The following is a 22,388-nucleotide window of genomic DNA, read 5'->3' as shown; positions in this document are numbered from 1 at the left end:
CAAAACAGCATGACATATACTGCTACAGGATTGTATAACGATACCATCCAAAATGCGGCAGGTTGTGATTCTGTCATTACTTTGAATTTGACTATAGATTCAGCGGACTACACGATTACACAAAACAATGCAGTACTTACAGCGAATCAAGCAGGAGCTACTTATCAGTGGATTGATTGCACGAATGGTGACACGGCTATAACGGGTGCTACTTCTCAATCATACACCGCTATAGTTAATGGAAATTATGCAGTTGTTGTAACATTAAATAGCTGTTCTGATACTAGTGCTTGCTCTACTGTTGTTGGTGTTGGAATTAACGAATCATACTTGGCTTCAAGCTTAAGAATATACCCTAACCCAACGACTCAACAAATAGTAATTGAGAATACTTCTACCGATAGAATCAATAAGATAATTGTTCGAAATACAATTGGACAGATTGTTTCTACAGTGAATGAAATCATTGGCCAAAAACAGACCATAGATTTAATTGGAGAAAGAGGTATTTATTTCGTCGAGGTTATCAACCAAAATGGAAAAAGTCAACTTTTTAAAGTGATTAAAAAGTAAGCTACTTCAAATACTGAAAAGTCCCGATAATTAATTTTTATCGGGACTTTTTCTTTGCCTATTTTCAAGAGAATTACTCCACTCTCTCCTTCTAAACAAGTATTTCAATTCTTCTACTTGATCATTCGAAAGTAAACGACTGTATATTTCTTGAATCAATTGATCCTCTTTCAACAATGTCAGGTATTCCTTGCAATGCATTGCAGTCGCATCAAATTCATCCGCCTCTAAGCTAGTATGAATTAATATTCGAAGTTTCTTTCTGGCTGGAACATCTTCAATTTTAGATAAGTAAATGGCCTGTTGATAAGCCGACTGGAAATCTTCCAATTTGAAATAGGCCTCTAATAAAGCATAATTAATTTTCGATGAAATCGGATAATAAAAGAAGGCTGCTTTATAATTTTGGAGTGATAAAATAGAATTCTCACTTTCTTGAACTTGTGCCTTATTGAAATAGTCCATTGCTCGACTTTGATCTACCGCTGAGAATGCATATCCCCTTTCCATCAGTTGCTGATTAATTCCATTAATGTGTGCATCAAACTTTTGATCTGGCACAGAATAATCCATAGAACTCAAAAAGATATTTCTCCCTAGCATTAAATCTTTTCTCGCCACAACAAAAGAATAGTCGATTAGCAAATCTGCATATTGCTTGTCATTCCCTAGCATAGAAAATGGTTGCAATTCTGCTATCACTTCTTCTAATCTGGTTTCATACAATTCTTGTGATTCACTTTGTCCTATTGCGTAAAGTATATAAGTAGACCCATGCTCGTAGTAGGTCTTATAAATGTGTTTCCCAACGCTTTCTACGCGATTAGAATTCGGTTTTGCTGATAGAATCGTTAAAAAAGGCGGGATACAAAGTAAAGTAGTCGCAAGAAGTAGGACTGTCCTTTTAAGAGTGAAATAATTTAGTTCAATCTTTTGCAGTAAAACTAAGCTGAACACAAACAATATGGTAACCGGAAACATAAATAAATCCCAATCCATCGGCATGGATAACAATGGATTGATCGCAAAAAGAAAAGTGCAAAAAATGGCAAAGGTCAAAATCAGACTACTCACTTCCAACGAATTCCAATTGATCTTTTTCCGAAAAGAGAAAATAGTAATCAAAAGAAATAGAAGTGCAGGCGACCACAGTAAAATAACATTGGCAAAATCCAAGAAATGATTAAAGCTGAATAAATTGTATTTATCCAATGGTGCCTCCGGAGAAACCATGGGTAGAAACAGTCGTTCAATGTCGGTGAAGTCAGTTAATTTTCGGGGGTCGTTGTAATCTTTAAAAATAAAAAAGTAAGCGACTAATCCCACGACCAACAGAGGCAAATAGATATATAGAAAAGTCTTTTTTAGTGTACCTATTCTCTTTGATAATGATGGAGCGTAGAAACTGATTGACAAGATTAAAAAGGCAGGAACCAATAAAATAAAAAGGGTATGAAATCGAAGTCCAATCAACCCAATCATCAATAGTGGAATGAGCAAACCTTTATTATTACTTCGTATGGCTTTAACATAGAGTGACAACCAAACTAGAAGCAAGAAAAAGACTGGTGCATACGTTTCTATGTGACCAAAATAAACCAGAAACATAGGAGAAGTAATAAACACCAAAGACAATATTATTCGATTCTTAACTTCTCGTACAAAACTAGAAATCAGTTGAATTAAAACCATTACATAGAGCCCACCAAAAAAGGTATTCAATAGTATGAATGACTGCTGTAGGCTTTGTTGGGAATAGAATGAAATCACGTCAACGAGTAGTTTCACTCCATTTCTACCTTGCCCCGGAATAAACTCAAATTTGAAAAATGAGAGTAAAATATCCTGAGGTAGTTGAGTTATTACAGTATCTTTTACAAAATAGAAATTTCGTGCATTTCCATAAAAATCATTGGGAATTGGAAAGTGGTAAAAGGCCAACATTGCCACTATCGGCAACAAAATCGCACCTATTTTCCAAATTTGCTGATTGACCGAAATGGAATTCTGAAAACTAAATTGTGATCGAATAATTAATATTAACGGCAGCAACAAGAAGACAAAAGCCAATCCATCACTTAAAAATGCAGTAAAATGAACTCCCCACATTTTTTCAGGAAAGAAAAATCCAAATAGATAAATCAAATAAATGACCATTGCGACGAGGATGTCACTGCTTATTTTTGAAAATAGTCCTTTCATTTTGCACTTCAAAAGTAAAACAAATCCTTCGCTTTGACTTTTCTACTCTTTCAACTCGTTAATCATTGATTGTTCAACAGGATAATTCAAATCCATGGCTTTTTTAGCGTCAATTAATGCCTCCTTCTTCATTCCATTTTGCTGAAATGCCTTTGCTCTTAAAAAGTAGGACAGTCCATCTTTGGGTAAAAACTGAATCGCATGGTTGAAATCAGCAATAGCCAAATTACTGTTGCCATCTGCTAAATAGTTCACTCCCCTATAGCGATAGAAAAGACCATTTTCGGGCTCTAATTGAATAGCTTGGCTATAATCTAATCTACCTTTTTCTTTCTTTCCTAACATTTCGTGAATAACTCCCCGGTTTAGAAAAGCAGTAGCATAAGTTGGATTCAAAATTATAACTTGATTCAAGTATTTTAAGGCTGCATCATACTGTCCGTCAGCACCTAAAATTCGAGCCAAATTAACGTACGAAGGTCCATAATTCGGAGTCAATGCAATTGCCTGTTCATAATCGTTTACCGCTAACTGCAGCTCCTTTGATTTTTCATGCAATTGCCCTCTAAGTTGATATGCCACACCAAAATATGGAGAAAGTGAAATACTCCGATTTACATCTTCTAAAGCAGCTGACCAATCTCCTTCTTTAAAGAAATAATCCGCTCTTGAATAATAGGCGAAATAATCTTCAGGGTATTGATCTATGACCCTATTCCAAAGTTTTTCTCCATTTTCCCATGACTTAGCGTAAGTATAACTAATCGACGAAAAAATCAATATAACAATTGTAAAAACTCCTATGCTAATTCTCCTTATAAGTCGATTTTGATTCATCCATTGAACCAATCCAAAACCTATTAAAGTAAAGAGCCCTAAATAAGCGACATAAGTATATCGTTCCGCCATCATGGCTCGCCCTAAGGGGATTAATTGCAATAAAGGAATCAACGTAACCGTAAAAAACAAGATACCAAATACTGCCACCTTCCACTTTTTACGAATTGCTATCCAACAAAACACAATGAGTGCAGGGATCAATAACAGAGAGAAATAGTAATGAGTTGGAAAATCACTTAACTGTTGAAACGGATAGGGATGAAACGGCGATAAATTGATTGGAACAATCGATTGAAAAATATAAACCAGAAATGAAGTTGTTGCAATTGCCAATCTGTCGATTAGCGGGAATTCTACTTCAGTAATGAATGCACCTTCCAATTGCTGCGAATAGAAAGAAATAAGGACAAAACTTGCACTCAACAAAATGAATGGCACCTTTGCAATCAAGGTCGATTTATTCACCTTTTTGTCATTTAGGTAATCCATCAAAAACAGATACGCTGGAAAAACCATAGCGACTCCTTTAGAAAGCAACGAGCAACTAAAAAGCACAAAACTCAGAACGTACCACCCTCTTCTTTTGGCAATTGAAGTGCAATTGATGTATTTTAAATAGACCAACAATCCCATCAATAAATATGCATTGTATAATAAATCCTTGCGGGCTGAAATCCAAGCGACCGATTCTACGTGCATGGGATGAATCCCAAAAAGCAGAGCAACAATAAGCGCCATTTGATGACTCTTAAACAATCTATAAATCAACGTAAAAACCAATACTACATTCAAAAGATGTAGTAATAAATTGTGCAGATGAAAAGTAAAAGGAGCCTTTTCAGAAATGGCATAATCTACCGCTAATGACAAAACCGTCAATGGATGATAATTCCCGACAACATTTGGCTCTTGGAAAATAGCAACTATTCCATTTAAATCTATGGAAGTAATTAGGCTATTCTGAAGGACATAGCCGTCATCATCCCAATTCACCCAAGTATTATTTAATGAAGGTGAAAGCGCTATAAATGTAACAATGACCGCAATTATCCAATAGTATTTTTGCACAGAAATAAGCTGTTTTACATCTTTCGTACTCATCTGTGATTGCTTTTACTAAATAGATTTTTTAGGCTTAAAATATTCAATGGGAACTCTAAAATAACGTGAAGGAAACTGAAAAATAAGGCGGTCAAAATACCAATCTTAAAATCGTAATAAAACAATCCCAAAAGGCCAATCCAAAAAACGCCAATAAAGGCCGTTCGTCTTAAAGTTAGATTTTTATGCCAAAAAATAGTCGTTGTTTTAGAAAACCAATTCAAATAGTGATAGAGGTAAATGAATGAAATAAACATCATCAATCTCAACTCCAATTGTTCATAAAAGAAGAAACTAGTGCCATCGGATAAACCGATAAACTTGGAGAACAATACTGGAATTCGATGAAGCTGATTGTCGATAAAGGTGGACTTGAAGAAGTCGCTAAAAAAGTAGTTGCTAGCTTCTATGGGAATAAAAACAAATGCTACAGGAACCAAAATCGCTAATGCAATTGAAAGATAAGCCGGCTTGCTTCCACTCTTTCGAGCGCCATACAACATAAACAATAGAGTAAAAACGTAAACGTGAATTATGGTGGGAATCAGCACTCCAACTAAGATCGCATAATTCTCAAATGAATTCAAAAAGTAAGTTCCCAATACGGCGAGAACAATTAAAATAATCCAGTCTCTTGATTTTTTTATGAATTGCGACCCAATTGCCAATAGGAAACACGTAAAAATAGCACCGTTAGACCATTGATTAATGGAAAGAAAAAAGGTGGAGATAAAGTCGGTTGAATCGGTGTCAAATAAATGAAAATACAGCCTAGGCAGAATGAGTATCAACGAGGCTAAAACTCCAATAATTAAACCTATTCGTTTAGAGAAACTAGTAAAAAAGTTATTGTTGTTGAGCCAATTGATCTCTGTCAGATAATGTAGTGGCCCAAGAATAGCGAACGACAGAATAAAGACTCTTAATGGAAAGAAATAAGCCAATGTTCCACAAAGGAGTACCAAAAAAACATTGAGCCAATCTATACTATTTTTTACTTTCAACAAGAGGGGAGTAACTAAAGTGGTAAATTTAAATTTTTATGCTAAAACAGCCAATTTCTGAAGTCTATTAAAAATCAAATATATACTTTCGTTCTGTTTAATTGTCCGAAATACACCAATTATAAAGCACTGCTCCCATGCCAACTTCCCCACAAATAAATATCATTATTCCGTTGTTCAACGAATCTATGGTTTTTGAGGAGTTGATGAACCGGATTTTAAAACTAATCGCAGACAGTGACCTTTCCATTGAAGTGATTCTGGTAGACGACGGGAGTACAGATGAAACTGGATTAAAAATGAGAGCATTATCACTCTCCAATCCCAAAATTCAATCGTATTTCTTATCCAAGAATTTTGGTCAGCAAACGGCCATTGCGGCAGGTTTGCAGCATGCCAATGCAACTGAAGCGGTGTTGATTGTTGATGGCGACCTGCAAGACCCTCCAGAGTTATTATACGACTTTTATGCTCATTTCAAAGAAGGTTATGATGTGGTATATGCCGTTCGAAAAAAGCGGAAAGAGTCTTTCCTGAAGGTACTGCTTTACAAAGTGTTTTATCGCTTTCTGCACAATGTTTCAGAAAGTGACATATTTTTAGATTCAGGCGACTTTTCATTGATCAGTATGCGTGTTGTTAAGATTCTCAATGCCATGCCGGAGAAAGGGAAATTTATAAGAGGAATGCGCTCTTGGGTAGGATTCAAACAAAAAGCAGTAGAATACGAAAGAGATGAACGTGCATTGGGAAAAAGTAAATATTCAACTCGAAAATTACTTGATCTAGCCTTTAATGGACTGTTCAATTTTAGCGATTTTCCTATAAAATTTATTGCTCGATTTGCCATATTTATAATTGCAATTTCATCGACCTACTTTGGATATGTAGTCTTTAAAAAGTTCTTCTTGGAAGGCGTTCCTGATGGATTTACAGCATTATTGTTTATGATAATTCTGTTCGGAGGCATCCAATTATTGGCTATTGGAATTTTAGGGCAATACATTATCCGTGTATTTTTTCAGGTAAAAAACAGACCTGATTTCATCTTAGAGGAAAAGATTGTAAACTCAGTTAGCTCCAAAACCACATAAGATGAGTGTAAAACTCAAAAATGGATTGTTGTTTCTTGCAGTATTACTGGTTCTCCAAGAGGTTATTCTTCGATTGACATTCCCGATTCCAGAACTTTCTAATTTTGATAGAGCCAATTACATCCCAGGAACAGAAAAAGGATTGACCTTTCCATTTTACAGAAATTCAAAGTGGATATGGGGATCTGAATTGGATACCAATTACAAGTTTGTACATGAATTGAATCGTTACGGTTTTAGAGATGAAGAATGGAAGACGGAGAAGCCTTCTGGTAAAAAGCGGATGCTAGTCATTGGTGATAGCTTTACAGAAGGCATTATGGCTGAGCAAGATCAAACGATTAAATCTGGGTTTAAACAAAAAGACAGTGAAGATCGCTATGAAATTCTGAATCTAGGGATTATGGGAGTTGGGATGAATTCATATTTGAAACTCACTGCGGATGCCATTTCCATTTTCAAACCCGATCTAGTTTGCCTACTCCTCTACTCCAATGATTTAACCGACAAAAAACCGATCATTCCCGAGAATAAATTGATGACCGTGAAGTATAATTATTTCACTCCACGCTTAATCGAGGTTTATAGGCAAATAAAAAATGGCTCCCCTATCCCCTTTCGATTCGATTGGAAAAAGAAATCCTTTTTACCTGCGATGACTGATAAAAGTTTCCCGTGGTACGGCAGAGAAAATGTGCTGTTAGAGCATACGATTAAAGAAGTTCGAAATAGCATGATTGAAGGGAAAACCAATCCGTTTAAACTCAATCAGATTTTAAGAGAAAGAGCTGGTTTGCTAAAACAACCCAACTTAGAAGAAGCTTTTGACTATTTTCGAAAATTAACAGAAAAGAATAATGTTAAATTGGTGATTGGATATATTCCCGCAAGGCATCAAGTAACTAATTATTACTATCAGTTTGATCAATTATTTTGTCAGAAAGATTGTCCGGAACAATTAGATTTAACTGTTTCCCAATATAATCAACATCAGAATTATCTTGAAAATTTGAGTGCAATCAATGACTTTGAGTTTATCAATTTTACTTCATTGATTAAAACAGAAGAAAGCAACAATCACCACTTGTATTGGGATTACGACGACCACATGAAAGGAAAAGGGTATCTTTTATTGGGAAATCATTTGTACGAGAAAGTAAAAAACATACAACCTTAGAAAGCTTATTCTTTGGGAATTAAACGCTGATAATACGCACTCTCCCACTTTTCTAAATAGATTTTCATCATGGCAATTGCTTCACCCTTCAAATTGGATTTTAGCGCACAATCAATGGAAATTTCATAAGCTCTTTTCTCATAAGGATATTGTAGCCGAACCAACTCTTTAGAATAATGATACGCTGCTTGATAATCTTCCAAAAAGTAATTGGACTCCATCAAACCAATATAGTTCGCAGGTAATTGATCGGAATAACTCAAAGATCTTGTATGAAAGTTTAACGCCTTTACATACTCTTTTTGTGCTCTATATTCCTTACCAACGGACCACAACAGGTTCGCATATTCTATATCATTTCCCTTTAAAGCAAAAGGCTCTAATTCCACTACTACAGCAATACTTCTACTCAAATATACTTCGGGATTATCTTTAATCAAATTCAATCCCAATTGGATATCTCCAACTGACCGGATCCAATACGTTTTGAAAACATGTTTCCCAAGGCTTTCCATGCGCAATGACAAACTCTCTTTTTGGGCATTACACATAAAAATGGCAATGGAGAAAAGTGAAATCCCAATAAGCGAACCTGAGATGGATTTAGACAACTCTTCATCTTGAATTTGCTCGATTATAAAGAAACCGAAAAACAATAAAAATGGCGCTGCTAGAGAGAATAAATCAAAATCCATTGGCATGCTTAATAATGGATTAAAAGCAAAAAACACCATTGAAAACAATAGCAGTAAAAACCCAGTAGAAACAAGTATCGGTTGATTCCAATTGATTTTTTTTGCATAAAAGAGTGCGAATACAACTAGTAAAAATAGACTTGCCGCTGACCATAAAAATGTCATATTCACAAAATCAAAAATATGATTGAAGCTAAATAGATTGTATCGATCTAGTGGAGCTTCAGGGGAAAAAAGCGGCAGAAAAAGACGGTCGTACAAATCCACTTCAGGACCTAAAAATCGTGGATCGTTGTAATCTTTGAAAACAAAAAAATACAACGCTGTTCCTATCAAAACAATGGGAAGCATTAGATATTTTAGAAGGAAACGCCAATTTGAAATCTGTTTAATTCGGTCGGGATGTGTAAATGAAAGGACTGCAAAAACAAGGGTTGGAAACAACAAAATGAAAAGATAATGCAATTTAACGCACAGTATAAACGCAAGAACGAGCAGAACAAGTCTCTTTTTAGTTGGCAATTCCAAACTCGATTTCAAGGTGAGTAAATACCATGTAACGGCTGGAAAAGCCAATGCATAAATTTCAGCATGACCGAGGAAAAGTTGATTAAAAGGACTGAATAAGACAACGATCAATAAGGCCACTTGCAGTGCCCAATGCTTATTATTTTTAGTGATATAAGAAAAAGACAAATTAAAGAAAAGGAGTCCAGAAATAATTCCAACAATCTGAAATGAAACCAAGTGAGATAAATTGAAGCCATAGGAAATCAATCGCACTAAACTCAATACGGTCAAGTTGCCCAACTTAGGATTGGTAAGGTCAAAAGAGAATAAAGCGTTAACAAACTTCGGAGAATATTCAATGGTTCGCTCTCCCATTCGAGTTAGAAATTGAACGGAATCCCCGTAAACATTCTCAAAAATGGTAAAATGATTCAGCAATAAAAATCCAACAACCAAATAGCCGATACGAAAATAAAGGTTCTTCCCATTTTCGAGATTTATCCCTTTCAACCCGTTGGTAAAATATGGAGTACCGACTATGAATATCAAAGATGAAACAAAGAGACCTACTTTAATGGAAGTTTCTAAAAACGAACTAAAGTTTAATCCCCAAAAGGAATCACCACCAAACAGTGCAGCGACAAAAAGTAGCCAAAATGAGATTCCTACTAGCGTTATGGCAAATGGATTTCGCATCAATTAAAACCAATTTTACCTGACAAACAATTGCCTTCAGGCACATTACCATTACTAATTCCCATGGAATGACAAGCGTTTGCTGCAATTCGGATGGAATTATTCACACTTCTTTCATCGGGATAAACATGCGCCATATTGCAAACAAACAAATTTTCAATGCTTGTTTTGACATTCGGAACTCTAGTAGAAAAATTAAGGTCGCAAACTGTGGCTGCGGAGAAGCTTCGAAACACATGTGTTTTTAGTAAATTCTCTTTCTTAAAATCAGGAAAAATAGCAGGTAATTTATCCAACATTAAAGTCTCTATTTCTGATTCACTAAAGGTTGCAATGGGTTCATCTAGAGCAAAATATTTAGATAAATAAACAATGTGTTTGTTGCCATAATTCTCAGGAGAAATAAACCGAGTGTGCTCAATAATTCCTCCAAAAGGAAAATTGTCATCGGCAACATTTAACCAGTAAACTGGACTTAAACTTTGGGTAAGTTCAAGAATGACACAAACAGCACCGAAATACTCGATTTCTGGTAATTTTAGTTGATTTTCAATGATTTTTTGAGTGATATTGTTCGGAATGGTGAAAAGTGTTTGTTCACTGTAATGAATTTTATCCCCTACTCTAACTCCTATTAGCTTATTGGAATCATAAACCAATTCACCTACTTTGGAGTTGGCCAATAATTCAACACCTAATTCTTTCAGTTTTAAAAGTAACTGATCCAACAACACGAAGTAACTTCCATCAATGTAGAGCAGCTTTTCACTACCCGCTTCACGAGATTCAAATCGCTGTTTCAATCGGCCAATCATCCATGCCAAAGGCACTTGATTGTGAAACTTGCCAAACTTTACTTTTAACAATGGTTTCCAGATGGAATCCACAACATTTTTACCAGTCCATTTTTTGAACCAGTCTAGGGCTGTTTTTTCTTCTGATTTTCGCCAATCGGCAAACTTTCCCAAATAAACGGTAGACAAGCCAAATCGAAGTTTATCGATTAAATTCAGCGGTTTGAATGCTAATAAATCTTTAATGGTAGAAAAAGAATACACTTTCCCCTGAGTAAAAACACCCATGGAAGTCTTGCGACTAATTATTTTGTCTTCAATTCCAAGCTCTTTGATTAACCAACCCAACTCTTTGTCATGTAAGAAGAAATGGTGGTAAAAGCATTCTACTGGAGTTTCTCCAACATCAAAAGTTTTAATCAATCCACCAAAACTATCGGAACCTTCAAGCACCCGAACCTTCGAACCAGCTTTTGCTGCAATGTAAGCAGCTGTGAGTCCTGTAATTCCTCCGCCAACTATAGTCAAGTCTTTTGAATCCAAGCGCTCCATTAATTTTTAAAATATTCATTTACCTTTTCAAACGCTTTATTGCCTACTTTTTCACCCACGACTCTACCCATCATATCATCACAAGGAGGATGAATTCCTCCCCAAATTCGTGATAAACAAGTTTCTGTTGCTGCATCTCGATATGTCGCCCATTGTAAGGTAACATCTTCACTTGGGCCATTTTCAAAAAGTAAAAATTCGTTCTTTTTAGCCGTAAACTCCGCTATTCCGCCGGGGAAATAAATATTGCCGGTTATCTTTTCCAGAACAGTTGCCCCCGCAAAAGAAAAGCAAGAATGTCCGGATACATATCCTGAAAAAGGAGGAGTTACGAAAGAATACCGTTGGTATGGCCACCAATTTTCCGCTAAAATCCAACCCACTCCTGCAATATCATTTTTAAGATCCTCAATATAATCAGGACCTCTCCAAGCATAAATTTTAATTTTACCAATGTTTCTAGCATCCACTTTTGCCAAAGAATCTTCGACAGAAATAACTTCTATCTTTCCCTTCATTAACGGCATTCCATCAGGATGATAGTTGGCTAAACTTTTATCTGTACACTGCCCCTGAGAAGCCATGTATCGAATAGCAGATATTGGGCGAATATAATCGTAAGCCACCTTAACGCCCCAAGACGCTATTGCTGCATCATGCAATGCTCCGCCTAATGCAAAATAGCTTTTGATGTCCCATTCTAATGGAGAAAGAACAGCCCCTTTCCCTTCCCACTTTTTTTCAAACTCTGGATGATCTGAAACCTCATTCAACATAGAAAACCAATGCCCAGGAGGACCATACGTATTGATGCCGTCTACCCAAAATTCAGCGATAACTCTGCGATAATCGGCTTCATTTACCAAGTTTTTCTTGTATGGTAAATTCGTTGCCGGATTAATAGAATGTCCTTTATTTGCAGAGCTGCCTTCTATATGATAATAGTCCTTCAGCGAATTTGGTACTTCCAATACGTTCCCCCTAACAGCTGGCGAAATATCCATCATCTTAGAGTTATTTGGGTCTAAGAGTGAGGACCATAAAGCCACCAACAAAAAATTCCACTTGTACTCTTCAGAGCTTATAGAATCCTTTTCAAAATCCAACTGTGGAGGTTTTCCAGGATCAAAATAAACCAAATGTTTCTCTCCATCTTTCAGCACATAACTAGTATCGGCTGAAGTTAAAGCAAAAGGAGTAACATTGGCCCATTGAGGTGTTAAAAAGGCATCTTCTACATCAGCAATACGTAGATTCCAAACTGACAAAGTACTGTCCACCCCTTTTTTCTTGATGTAATCATTTGGCATAATTGGCTGCCATCTGTTTTTAAACTCTAAATTTTTATTTCCACTCGAATTTAGATTGTAGGATCCGTTGACAGGTTGGAATGAAAAATCTTCATAATCTGCTTCTTCGAAAGAGCCATCAGTGGCACCATAAGCTATGTAACTTTCGGCTATATAATTCCCTAAAGCTGCGCCTCTTCCATTTTTATAATTTGTTGATGTGTATCCAATATCATATCCCAATGCAGTAAAAGTAGAATCAATAATGTCGATGGATCTTCGCTTTCCGCTAATCTCTATATGCTTCTGAACTAAAATGCGATAGGCCGCATAACTAATTGCTTCGTTAATCATGGCCTCAGTGATCAAAGAATCGGGAATTTTATAGCTCAAATCAAAATCATTGGTATAATTTTTAAGTGACTGACCCAACAAAAATGGACGATGGTCTTCTTGGTAAAAAGCCCACGCATCGTACATGGCTGCACTGGTAAAAAATAGATTTCTGGATATTACTGTAGGTGCTATTCCACTCACTTTAACCATTTGTAGAGACGTCTCAATAAAGCTTCTAGCAACGGAGGGTTGATTGGCAAATGTATTCGAGATCGCAATAAAAAACAGCAGGAAGAGAAACTTTGCTTTCAAAAGATAAAAAGGATTGGATTCTAGCCGCAAAGTAATCATAAATTAATTTATGTTTGCCCCTTGTATAGCCAGTTAATGAGATTTATAGATAACTTAAAGGAACTAATTAAAGACCATTTCGCCATTGGGGCAATTCTGTTGTTTTCTACTTTTTTGCTCTTTCCAGTCGTTAATAATGGATGGGTAATGTGGGATGACCCCGCTTATGTATTGGAAAACCAACACTTGATCATTAACTCTTGGAGTGATTTTTTTCATCAATTTGATCTGGTCATTGTTCAAGGAAATTATCACCCCATCACGATTCTATCATTGGCGTTGGATTATTCTATAGATGGTTTTAATCCAACCGTATTTCACACCACAAATCTCATCTTCCACCTCTTAAATGTACTATTGACTTACATTTTTGTATTTCTACTTTTTAGAGTTAGATGGATCGCATTATTTGTCGCTTTTCTATTCTCCATCCACCCCATGCATTTGGAGTCTTTTGCTTGGGTAGCTGAACGCAAAGATGTGTTGTATGTCTTCTTCTTCCTATTAGGGCTCATTAGTTACCTCTTCTATCAACAGAAAAAAACGAAGCTGAATTTCTTACTTTGTTTGCTCTTATATGTTCTAAGTTTGCTTTCTAAAGGAATGGCGGTCGTTTTTCCAGTCATCCTTTTACTGTTGGATTATGTTCAAAAAAGAAAATTCACCCGGAGTATACTGATTGAAAAGGTTCCCTTTTTTGCACTAAGCTTAACCTTTGGAATAATTGCAATATGGGCACAAGACGGAAGTGGTGCTATTTCGAGCAATGCAGACGCACCTTTCATACAAACATTTCTGGTGCCACTTTACGGCTTGTCAGCTTATATAACCAAGTTATTTTTACCCATAAATTTAAGCGCACTGCATCCTTATCCACCACTTTCAGACGGTGTGGTTTCAATGGCATTTTTAGTTTCCATTCTACCTCTTTTAGTTGTCGTAGGACTAGTTTATGTTTACTTTAGAAAGGATAGAAAAGTCCTTTTTGGCCTATTATTTTTTTTGGTTACTATATTTCCTGTTCTTCAGTTCTTTTCTGTTGGGAGCGCTATCATAGCAGAACGATACACTTATTTATCCTACCTCGGTTTATTTATTGCTTTGGGATTTATTCTGAATTCAGTTTTCCAAAAACTAACAGAAAAGTCAAGAAATCCTTTTATTGTTGTGGTAGCTGTATACATAGGATTTCTATGTTTTCAAACGCATAAAAGAATTGCTGTTTGGGAAAATGATGAAACACTTTGGAGCGATGTGATTGAATCCTATCCGGATGACTATTTTGCCTACATGAAAAGAGGAAGTTATCGAGTAAAAAATGGTCAACTAGATGCTGCTCTAGCAGACTTGAATCAATCCATTTCGATCTTTCAAGATGATTATTATGCCTTTAACAATAGAGGAATGATTTTTTTCTCAATAGGAGAATATCAATTAGCGAAGCAAGACTTTACGAAAGCTATTAATCTTGATTCTACCCTTTATGAGGCAGTTTTAAATCGAGGGCTGATTTATCTCAACACTGGAAAATATGATAGCGCTTTAGTCGATTTTCTAAAATCTATACAGCTTGCTCCAAATAACGAACTAAATTACTTGAATTTAGGGCTATTGTATGAAAGAATGAAACTACCTGCTCAATCGTTCTCTTCTTTCAAGAAAGTGCTTCAACTGAACCCACAAAATCATCAGGCTCATTATTATAGAGGGCTATTTTATTTCAAGCAAGAGCTATATCAAGAGGCTTTAAAAGACTTTACTAATGCAATTAAATGGAATCAAAACTCCCCGAATTATTTCTATTGGAAGGCAAAAACTCTGCGGCAATTAAATCAGAATGAGCAAGCTAAAATAACATTACAGGAAGCTGTTCGTTTAGGTTATGTCCTAACACCAAAAGAGTCTGCTGAATTCATTGATTAATTACTTCGGAATAAAGAACATTTTTTCTAATTCTTCCACCTTATCATTATTTTTCAACCGAGTATTTATTTTCCTCATCACTGTATCATTACTCCATTGAATCAAGTGATCAGATGAGTGCTGCAATGCTTCATTAAACTTTTCTGCATACAATGCGGTTTGAATTCGAGTTATCGAGGCTGTCTGCGCATCAGGATACTTGTCTTGATTCAATTGAAGGCTCAATTCATAGGCTTGATCATTTTGATCTAGTAGCAGACAACTTTCTAATAGTAATAATTTGGCATAATTATCATTAGGAGAATAAGTCAACCCTTTTTCTAAATAGACATAGGCTTTCGACGGATTTTTCTCGTAATCCAATAAATAAGCTCCTTCCTTACTCCACAGCAAACCATATTCCCGATCATTACCAACTAAAGCATCTTCAGCTAATTTATAAAGAATCACGTTTTTTCGTTCAAATTGGTATTGTCGATTTTCCGACAATAAAATCAGTGCATTATGAATTGTTTGAGAAGACCATTCATAATAGGTATAATAAATCCTAACTCCCAAACTCTGCAATTTCAAAGAGAGGTCAAATTTAGAATAATGAACCAGAAAAAATGGAAGTGTCAAAATACCAATAGCCATCGAAATGGGTAGCACCTTATATTTGATTTTTTCTTCTTGAATCTGCTTTACCAGCAATACCAATAACACCAACAATATTGGAGCAGGAAAAGTAAACAAGTCCCAATCCATTTGCATGCTTAATAATGGATTAAGTACAAAAAAGAAAGTGGCAAAGATGATGAAAATTGAAGCGGTAACAATCAGCTCTTCTCGGTGCCAGTTGATTTTTTTACGAAGAGAAATAACAATCACTGCTATTATAAATAAAGCGATTGGTGACCACAGTAGTAGTTCGCTAAAGTAGTCGAAGATATGATTGAAGCTAAACAAATTGTATTTATCTAAAGGAGCTTCAGGGGATACTATTGGTAAAAATAGATGATCATATTCTTTAACTGTGTGAGCTAGGTTTCTGGAATCGTTGTAATCTTTAAAAACAAAGAAATAACAAAATGCTCCTAAAGCAAAAACTGGTGCCAAAACAAAATAAGTGACCTTACTCCAGGTAATAGAATAAGTTGGATTGGATTGTTTGAAATAATGCGAAACGCAGATAAATAGCCATACTGGTGCCAATAATAATGCAATGGCGTGAATCTTCAAACTAAAGACAAGAACTAAAAGTAAGATCCAAAGCGTTTTCGAATCTTTATTCTTGAAATAGCGGACGAATAAAGTCATCCAAAATAAATTAACCCACAATACGATGGCGTTAATTTCTAGGTGTCCATAAAAATTGAGTAAAAAAGGTGCAAAGCCTACCGAAATGGCAAGTATCAACTTCCAAAGTCCATCTTTAATGTTTTGATTGACAAAAGTTAGCCACGTCAACATAAAGCAAAATCCAAAAAACGCATCAAAATACAGAATACAAGTATAAATGGTTTCTCCTGTGAAAAAAGCCAAGTAGGTGATAAAAGCAATAATGGTTTTTTGTCCTGCCCATGGATTTAACCCGAAACTGAATAAATCGTTAGCTGCAACTTGAGACACTTTAGAAACCGTCTGATGTACCTGAGGATTTAGAATGTATGCTTCTCCATAATAATCTGCTACCATGGGGAATTGATAAAACAAGAACCCCATCAATAAACTGACTAACCACATTGTCGAACTATGAAATTGATTTGGAACTTTAACAATGCTAACTAGTCGTTGAATTTGATTTGGAGCTAATGATAAAATCATCCCAAAAAATGCGGCTAAAAAAATGGAGTATTTTATGACCGGATTTAGAAAGTGTGAAGAGTGAGTAGACCACCAATAATCAGGAAAAAGCTCTCCCAAAACATAGAAAGTAAAAAAAAGCAAACCCACTATGATTGGAGATAAAAATGTTACATTCGTTTTTTTTGTCACTTCTTTAGTTGTGTCCCTCATTATTCTGATTACAATCTATATTTACGTAAAATTCAAAAATAGTCTAATTATTACAACTGATAGTAAGTAGTCTATTGAGAAAAGTTAAGATGAAGAAATTAAAAAATAGAATTGCATTTATAATAGGGTTGTTTCTCTTTCAAGAAATAATTTTCAGGGCTTGTTTCCCCATTCCAGAAGTGTATAATTTCAATCGTGTAAATTATCAAGTGTTGGATAATGATAAGTACCACGACCCTGACTTATTCTTAGAAAACAGGACTTGGCAATCTTCTTTAGACACCAATTCTATTTTCGTGCACCACCTCAATGAATATGGTTTTAGAGATCATTCTTGGCAGATAAATAAGCAACCGAACAAAAAACGTGTCCTTTTTATAGGAGATAGCTTTATTGAAGGAGTAATGGCAGATGGTGAGCATACAATCCCTAGTTATTACCAAGAATTAGTGGGAGAAAAATACGAAGTGATGAATGCAGGAATGAACGGTACAGGAATGAGTGCCTATTTGAAATTAATGACTGACATGATTCCAATTTTTAAACCCGATGAAGTCAAATTAGTTTTATTTGCTAATGATTTTTCGCCTGAAAAAATACATTTATTCGAACCTCTAGTTCCTCAATATACTAGTTTTTATTCTCCTAGGTTATTTGAACTTGCCAAACGCGTATTGGATAATAAGCCCGTTGTTTTTAGATGGATAAAAAAAACAATTCCCTTTCTTTTCCCAGTACCTGAACTATCCAACCCCTTTTCCTCAAGGGCACATTTACTAAAAAATGATGTCACTCCAGAAGTTCGTAAAGCTATGGAGGATGCGACTTTAAATTACTACATTATTAACCTCTTAGCAAAACAGAGTGAGGCTTTAACAGAACCCATTTCTTTTAAAAAAGAACTCTCAAACATCAAAGAACTTTGTCATAAGCACCAAGTAGAATTAACCGTTTATTATCTACCTGGTAGAAATCAAGTGACAGATAAGTATTTGAAGTTTGATCAAGAAAGCTGTCTAAGACGCTGTATTGACCTAAAAAGTTTGACGACAAAAGAGCATCAAATACATGCAAAAATCCTAAAAGAAGATTGTATAGAGCTAGCCATCAATCAATATGATTTAACATCTGCTTTAATGGAAAAAGAGAAACTCTCAAATTTACATTGGAACTATGATGAGCATATGAAGGCAAACGGATATCACTTTATTGCCAATGAGATAAAATCGTTAGATTAAATATCTCTTCATTTTCATTACCTTAATTACGTTAAGACAAGATTATTTTTGTCTACTAAATGTCTACAATTCCGTATTTTATTTGGACTCTAAGCCATAATACGCTATTTTTGGTTTTTTAACAATTACTATGAGACATTTCAAGACAAAAGCATTTCTAACCTTTAGTTTTCTGATCACATCGCAGATTTCTATTGCTCAAGTAGATAACACAGTTTACGGAACAGGAGCAGGTGCAAGTATCACAACAGGAGATTACAATTCATTGTTTGGAGATTCAGCAGGAACATCATTATCTTCTGGCCACTATAATGTAATAATTGGTCATGATGCTGGAAGATCATTAAGATCAGGATCAGATAATGTTTTAATAGGAGATGAAGCAGGGGTAAGTATGACCACCGGGACAGATAATATTTTGATAGGAAGATGGACTGGTAGGTACCTCACATCTGCATCGGACAATACTGTTGTAGGTTCTCAGGCAGGGCAAAGTATGACAACTGGTTTCGACAATACCTTGATGGGTGATGAAGCAGGTAAAAATCTAACTGATGGTGATGACAATACATTTATTGGAGAAGATGCAGGTTACAACGTAACAACAGCATCTGACAATACAGCAGTAGGTAGTGCAGCGCTTCACGATTGTACTACAGGTGAAAGAAATACAGGTATAGGAAATCAAGCTTTGTATGATGTTGATACTGGTCACAGAAACACCGCATTGGGAGATTCAGCAGGAGTAGATATAGGAAATGGTCATCACAATACAATGATAGGACAAGCAGCAGGTGCGGCTACTGAACATGCGGATTACAATACATTTGTTGGTACATGGGCTGGAGGTGATAACAACCGAACAAACAATACAAATGATGCAAATAGAAATACCTATTTAGGTGCTTATGCGGGTTACACTAACAGACAAGGAGAGGACAATGTAGGTATTGGAGCTTTTGCAGATTTTAACAATACTCAAAGAAGTCGAACTACTTTTATTGGTGCTTATGCAGATGCCAATGATAATGACGTCGTTGTAATTGGATTTGATGCCAGAGGTGAAAACGATTACGCCATTGCGATGGGAAATTATGCTAGAGCAAGAAATCGTGGATCTATGTCATTTGGTTATCAATCTAATGTACAAGGAAATGAATCTATTGCCATAGGAAGACAGGCAGAAGTTACTGCCAATAATTCAAATGCAATTGGTTATTTATCTTCTATATCTGGCGCTAATTCAGTCGCAGTTGGTACATCTACTTCAGTTACATCTGACAATTCAGTTGCTATTGGATATCAAGCAAGTGTAGCTTCGGATAATGAAATTTCTATTGGGAATACCTCTATTGCCACCATTGGTGGAATCGTTAACTGGACAGCCACATCTGATGGCCGATTTAAAACACAAGTAAAAGAAGATATTCCTGGATTGAACTTTATTAGTGATCTAAGACCTGTTTCCTATAATTTAAATGGTGAATTGATTGAGAAATTCTATGGAAAAGAAATTCCAGAAGAATTAAAAGCTGCTTATGCCGCTCAGAAAGAAGTTCGTTATTCTGGTTTTATCGCTCAAGAGGTGCAAGCTTCAGCAGAAAAATTCAATTATGAATTTAGTGGTGTAAAAGTTCCAAAAAATGCGGAAAATGATATCTATGGACTAAGGTATGCTGAATTCGTAGTTCCTATGGTTAAAGCTATTCAAGAACTTGAAGATAGAGTTGAGTCGCTAGAATCTGAAAAATTGATGGCTTGTGAAAAGCTCAACCTTAAAGAGGAAATTATCTGTGAACAGCAAGATAAAATAAAAAATTATGAAGCAGTGCTTATAGAGATGGATAAAAGGATAAAAGCTATTGAACTAAAAGTAGCTTCATCCCAATCTAATCATTCGATGGTATCGAGATAGTCTATTCTAAAAAGTGCTTATGCAAATTCTAAATTCTGAATCAATGTCATTAAAAATCCTAAAAAAAAGAAACGCAATGTTTCTTTTTTTGTTTGTAGCTTATACAAGTATTTCGGCCCAAATATCCACTATAGGTACAGAAGTAAAAGTCAACTCCACAACAACGGAATCTCAACAAAACCCTGCTGTAGCAGCTGACAGTTTGGGAAACTACGTTGTAGTTTGGGAAAGTTTTAATCAAGATGGAGACGGATGGGGAATATACGGCCAGCGTTTCGATAGCACGGGTTCCTCTATAGGTTCGGAATTTTTGGTTAATACAACTACATCAAAAGATCAACGATTTCCAGATGTTGCAATGGACAAACTAGGAAATTTTGTAGTAACCTGGATGTCAATAGATCAAGATGGTAGCGGATGGGGAGTTTATCACCAACGGTATTCCCAAACAGGTTTAGCTACTGGCTCTGAATCAGTTGTATCTTCAACAAATACTGGACATCAAAGAAATCCTTCCATCTGTATGAATTATGCAGGAACATATTTGATTTCTTGGTCAGATATAGCATTAGACGGTTCTGCTTATAATGTTTATGCTAAAGCATACAATGCCAATGGAACAACGGCCCTTTCAGATTTCGTTGTTAACACTTCTACCCTATCTTCTATTGGAAATCCAAAAGGAGCAATTAACAACAAAGGAGCGTTTATATTGACATGGCAAACCAATAACTTAGATGGCAGCGGACTAGGAGTATACGCTAGACAATTCGATGAGAATGGTGTAGCATCAGGAAATGACTTTCTTGTCAATACCACCACTGCGGACAACCAACAATCTCCTGATGTTGCCATTGACACTTCAGGTAGTTTTATCATAGTTTGGGAAAGTTATAATCAAGATGGCGATGCGGAAGGAATTTATGCACAAAGATTCACCAATGCAGCTTTAGCAAATGGAACTGAATTTTTAGTGAATGATACCACTTCATACGCTCAAAAAGAACCAGTAGTTGAAGTTTCTGTAGATGGTAATTTCTCCGTGTCATGGACTTCATACGATGAAGATGGTTCATTCGGAGGAGTATATTTCAAACCATTCGAAAAATCAGGAACACCAATTGATACTGCAACCAAAGTAAATACTACAACTACCAACTTCCAGCAGTTTCCTTCTTTCTCTTTGGCATCAAACAACAATCTTATTATCACTTGGCAAGATGGATTAGTGAATTCTGCCTCAACTTCAGATGGCAGTAATTATGGAGTCTACTCACAAATATACAACATCACCCCTCCTCTATCGGCCTCAATTACAGCTCAGAATGATGTAACATGCTCGGGTGGTTCTGATGGAAGTTTGACGGTTTCCATTGTTAATGGAGTTGCAAATTATTCTTATTTATGGTCAAATGGCGCAAACACTAGTAATACGTCAAGTACAACCAATACTATTACAGGATTAAGTACAGGAACTTATTCAGTGACAGTTACTGATGATAATGGTACAACAGCCATAGCCAGTTCAACTGTTGCCACAGTTACAGATACAGTAAAACCAATCGCATCTGCTCAAAACATCACTGTTTACCTTGATGGTAGTGGGAATGCGAGCATAACCGCATCAGACATTGACAATGGAAGTGCAGACAATTGTTCTTCAGTCTCCTTAAGTGCGAGTAAAACAGCTTTCACTTGTTCAGATATTGGTACTAACTCAGTTATACTTACAGTAACTGATGCAGGCAGTAATACAGCGACTGCTGTAAGCACAGTAACAGTGGCTGATACTACTTCTCCAACAGCAGCTGCACAAAACATCACAGTCTATCTTAATAGTACAGGGAATGCTTCTATTACTGCATCTGATATCAATAACGGTAGTACAGACAACTGTGGTACTCCTTCGCTAAGTGCGAGTAAAACAGCTTTTACTTGTGCCGATATTGGGGCAAACACCGTTACACTTACCGTTACAGATGGCAGTAGCAATACCGCAACTGCAGTGAGTTCTGTCACAGTAGCAGACACTACTGCTCCTTCTGCAATCGCTCAAAACATCACTGTTTATCTTGATGGAAGTGGGAATGCGAGTATAAC

At 36.0% G+C, this 22,388-nt stretch carries 13 protein-coding genes and 1 pseudogene; 7 read left to right on the top strand and 7 right to left on the bottom strand.

Features of this window, described 5'->3' with window-relative positions:
* The coding region (locus GQN54_RS11820; RefSeq protein WP_207554893.1) for a T9SS type A sorting domain-containing protein at positions 1-573 on the top strand (573 nt) is incomplete at its 5' end.
* A 30-nt stretch (positions 574-603) separates the two neighbouring features.
* Here the strand turns inward: GQN54_RS11820 and GQN54_RS11815 are convergent.
* Genes GQN54_RS11815 through GQN54_RS11805 form a run of 3 tightly spaced genes read right to left on the bottom strand, consistent with a single transcriptional unit; the run spans position 604 to position 5,720 of the window.
* Positions 604-2,775, bottom strand: coding sequence for a hypothetical protein (locus GQN54_RS11815; protein WP_160633762.1), 2,172 nt, complete (start codon positions 2,773-2,775; stop codon positions 604-606).
* Between the two features lie 42 nt (positions 2,776-2,817).
* The gene (locus GQN54_RS11810; RefSeq protein WP_160633761.1) at positions 2,818-4,716 is read right to left on the bottom strand and encodes a tetratricopeptide repeat protein; all 1,899 of its coding nucleotides are present in this window, start codon (positions 4,714-4,716) and stop codon (positions 2,818-2,820) included.
* On the bottom strand, positions 4,713-5,720 hold the full coding sequence (locus GQN54_RS11805; protein WP_160633760.1) for a hypothetical protein: 1,008 nt from the start codon (positions 5,718-5,720) through the stop codon (positions 4,713-4,715). The genes GQN54_RS11810 and GQN54_RS11805 overlap by 4 nt, the downstream gene beginning before the upstream one ends.
* Before the next feature lie 137 nt (positions 5,721-5,857).
* Here GQN54_RS11805 and GQN54_RS11800 point away from each other — a divergent pair, with 137 nt between their 5' ends.
* Together GQN54_RS11800 and GQN54_RS11795 are read left to right on the top strand one after the other, a co-directional pair.
* Positions 5,858-6,814: a glycosyltransferase family 2 protein gene (locus tag GQN54_RS11800; RefSeq protein ID WP_160633759.1), complete on the top strand. Its 957-nt coding sequence runs from the start codon at positions 5,858-5,860 to the stop codon at positions 6,812-6,814.
* 1 nt (position 6,815) lies between these two features.
* Positions 6,816-7,991: an SGNH/GDSL hydrolase family protein gene (locus GQN54_RS11795; protein ID WP_160633758.1), complete on the top strand. Its 1,176-nt coding sequence runs from the start codon at positions 6,816-6,818 to the stop codon at positions 7,989-7,991.
* Positions 7,992-7,996: 5 nt separating this feature from the next.
* Here GQN54_RS11795 and GQN54_RS11790 read toward each other — a convergent pair whose 3' ends face one another.
* The 3 genes from GQN54_RS11790 to GQN54_RS11780 are packed head-to-tail and all read right to left on the bottom strand — an operon-like array spanning position 7,997 to position 13,214.
* A complete protein-coding gene (locus GQN54_RS11790; protein ID WP_160633757.1) occupies positions 7,997-9,892 on the bottom strand; it encodes a tetratricopeptide repeat protein in 1,896 nt (631 codons plus the stop codon).
* Positions 9,892-11,229 carry an NAD(P)/FAD-dependent oxidoreductase gene (locus tag GQN54_RS11785; RefSeq protein ID WP_207554892.1) on the bottom strand — a complete coding sequence of 446 codons (1,338 nt, stop codon included), beginning with the start codon at positions 11,227-11,229 and terminating at the stop codon, positions 9,892-9,894. The genes GQN54_RS11790 and GQN54_RS11785 overlap by 1 nt, the downstream gene beginning before the upstream one ends.
* A gap of 8 nt (positions 11,230-11,237) precedes the next feature.
* Positions 11,238-13,214, bottom strand: a complete 1,977-nt coding sequence (locus GQN54_RS11780) for a vanadium-dependent haloperoxidase (protein WP_160633755.1) — start codon at positions 13,212-13,214, stop codon at positions 11,238-11,240.
* 36 nt (positions 13,215-13,250) lie between these two features.
* Between GQN54_RS11780 and GQN54_RS11775 the strand changes: the two genes are divergently transcribed.
* The gene (locus GQN54_RS11775) at positions 13,251-15,137 is read left to right on the top strand and encodes a tetratricopeptide repeat protein (RefSeq protein ID WP_160633754.1); all 1,887 of its coding nucleotides are present in this window, start codon (positions 13,251-13,253) and stop codon (positions 15,135-15,137) included.
* On the opposite strand, the gene GQN54_RS11770 is transcribed toward GQN54_RS11775, so the two are convergent.
* Positions 15,138-17,135: a hypothetical protein gene (locus tag GQN54_RS11770; RefSeq protein ID WP_160633753.1), complete on the bottom strand. Its 1,998-nt coding sequence runs from the start codon at positions 17,133-17,135 to the stop codon at positions 15,138-15,140.
* 89 nt (positions 17,136-17,224) lie between these two features.
* Between GQN54_RS11770 and GQN54_RS11765 the strand changes: the two genes are divergently transcribed.
* The 3 genes and pseudogenes from GQN54_RS11765 to GQN54_RS11755 form a co-directional block, all read left to right on the top strand.
* Positions 17,225-18,373, top strand: coding sequence for an SGNH/GDSL hydrolase family protein (locus GQN54_RS11765; protein ID WP_160633752.1), 1,149 nt, complete (start codon positions 17,225-17,227; stop codon positions 18,371-18,373).
* 130 nt (positions 18,374-18,503) lie between these two features.
* On the top strand, positions 18,504-20,288 hold the full coding sequence (locus GQN54_RS11760) for a tail fiber domain-containing protein (protein WP_160633751.1): 1,785 nt from the start codon (positions 18,504-18,506) through the stop codon (positions 20,286-20,288).
* A 43-nt stretch (positions 20,289-20,331) separates the two neighbouring features.
* Positions 20,332-22,388: pseudogene (locus GQN54_RS11755) on the top strand (hypothetical protein); the annotation flags it as partial.

Origin of the sequence: Acidiluteibacter ferrifornacis (assembly GCF_009909615.1) — a bacterium.
Taxonomy (GTDB): Bacteria; Bacteroidota; Bacteroidia; order Flavobacteriales_E; family Vicingaceae; genus Acidiluteibacter; species Acidiluteibacter ferrifornacis.
Note: the sequence above shows the minus strand (reverse complement) of the source record. Positions and strands in the feature narration are given on the sequence as shown.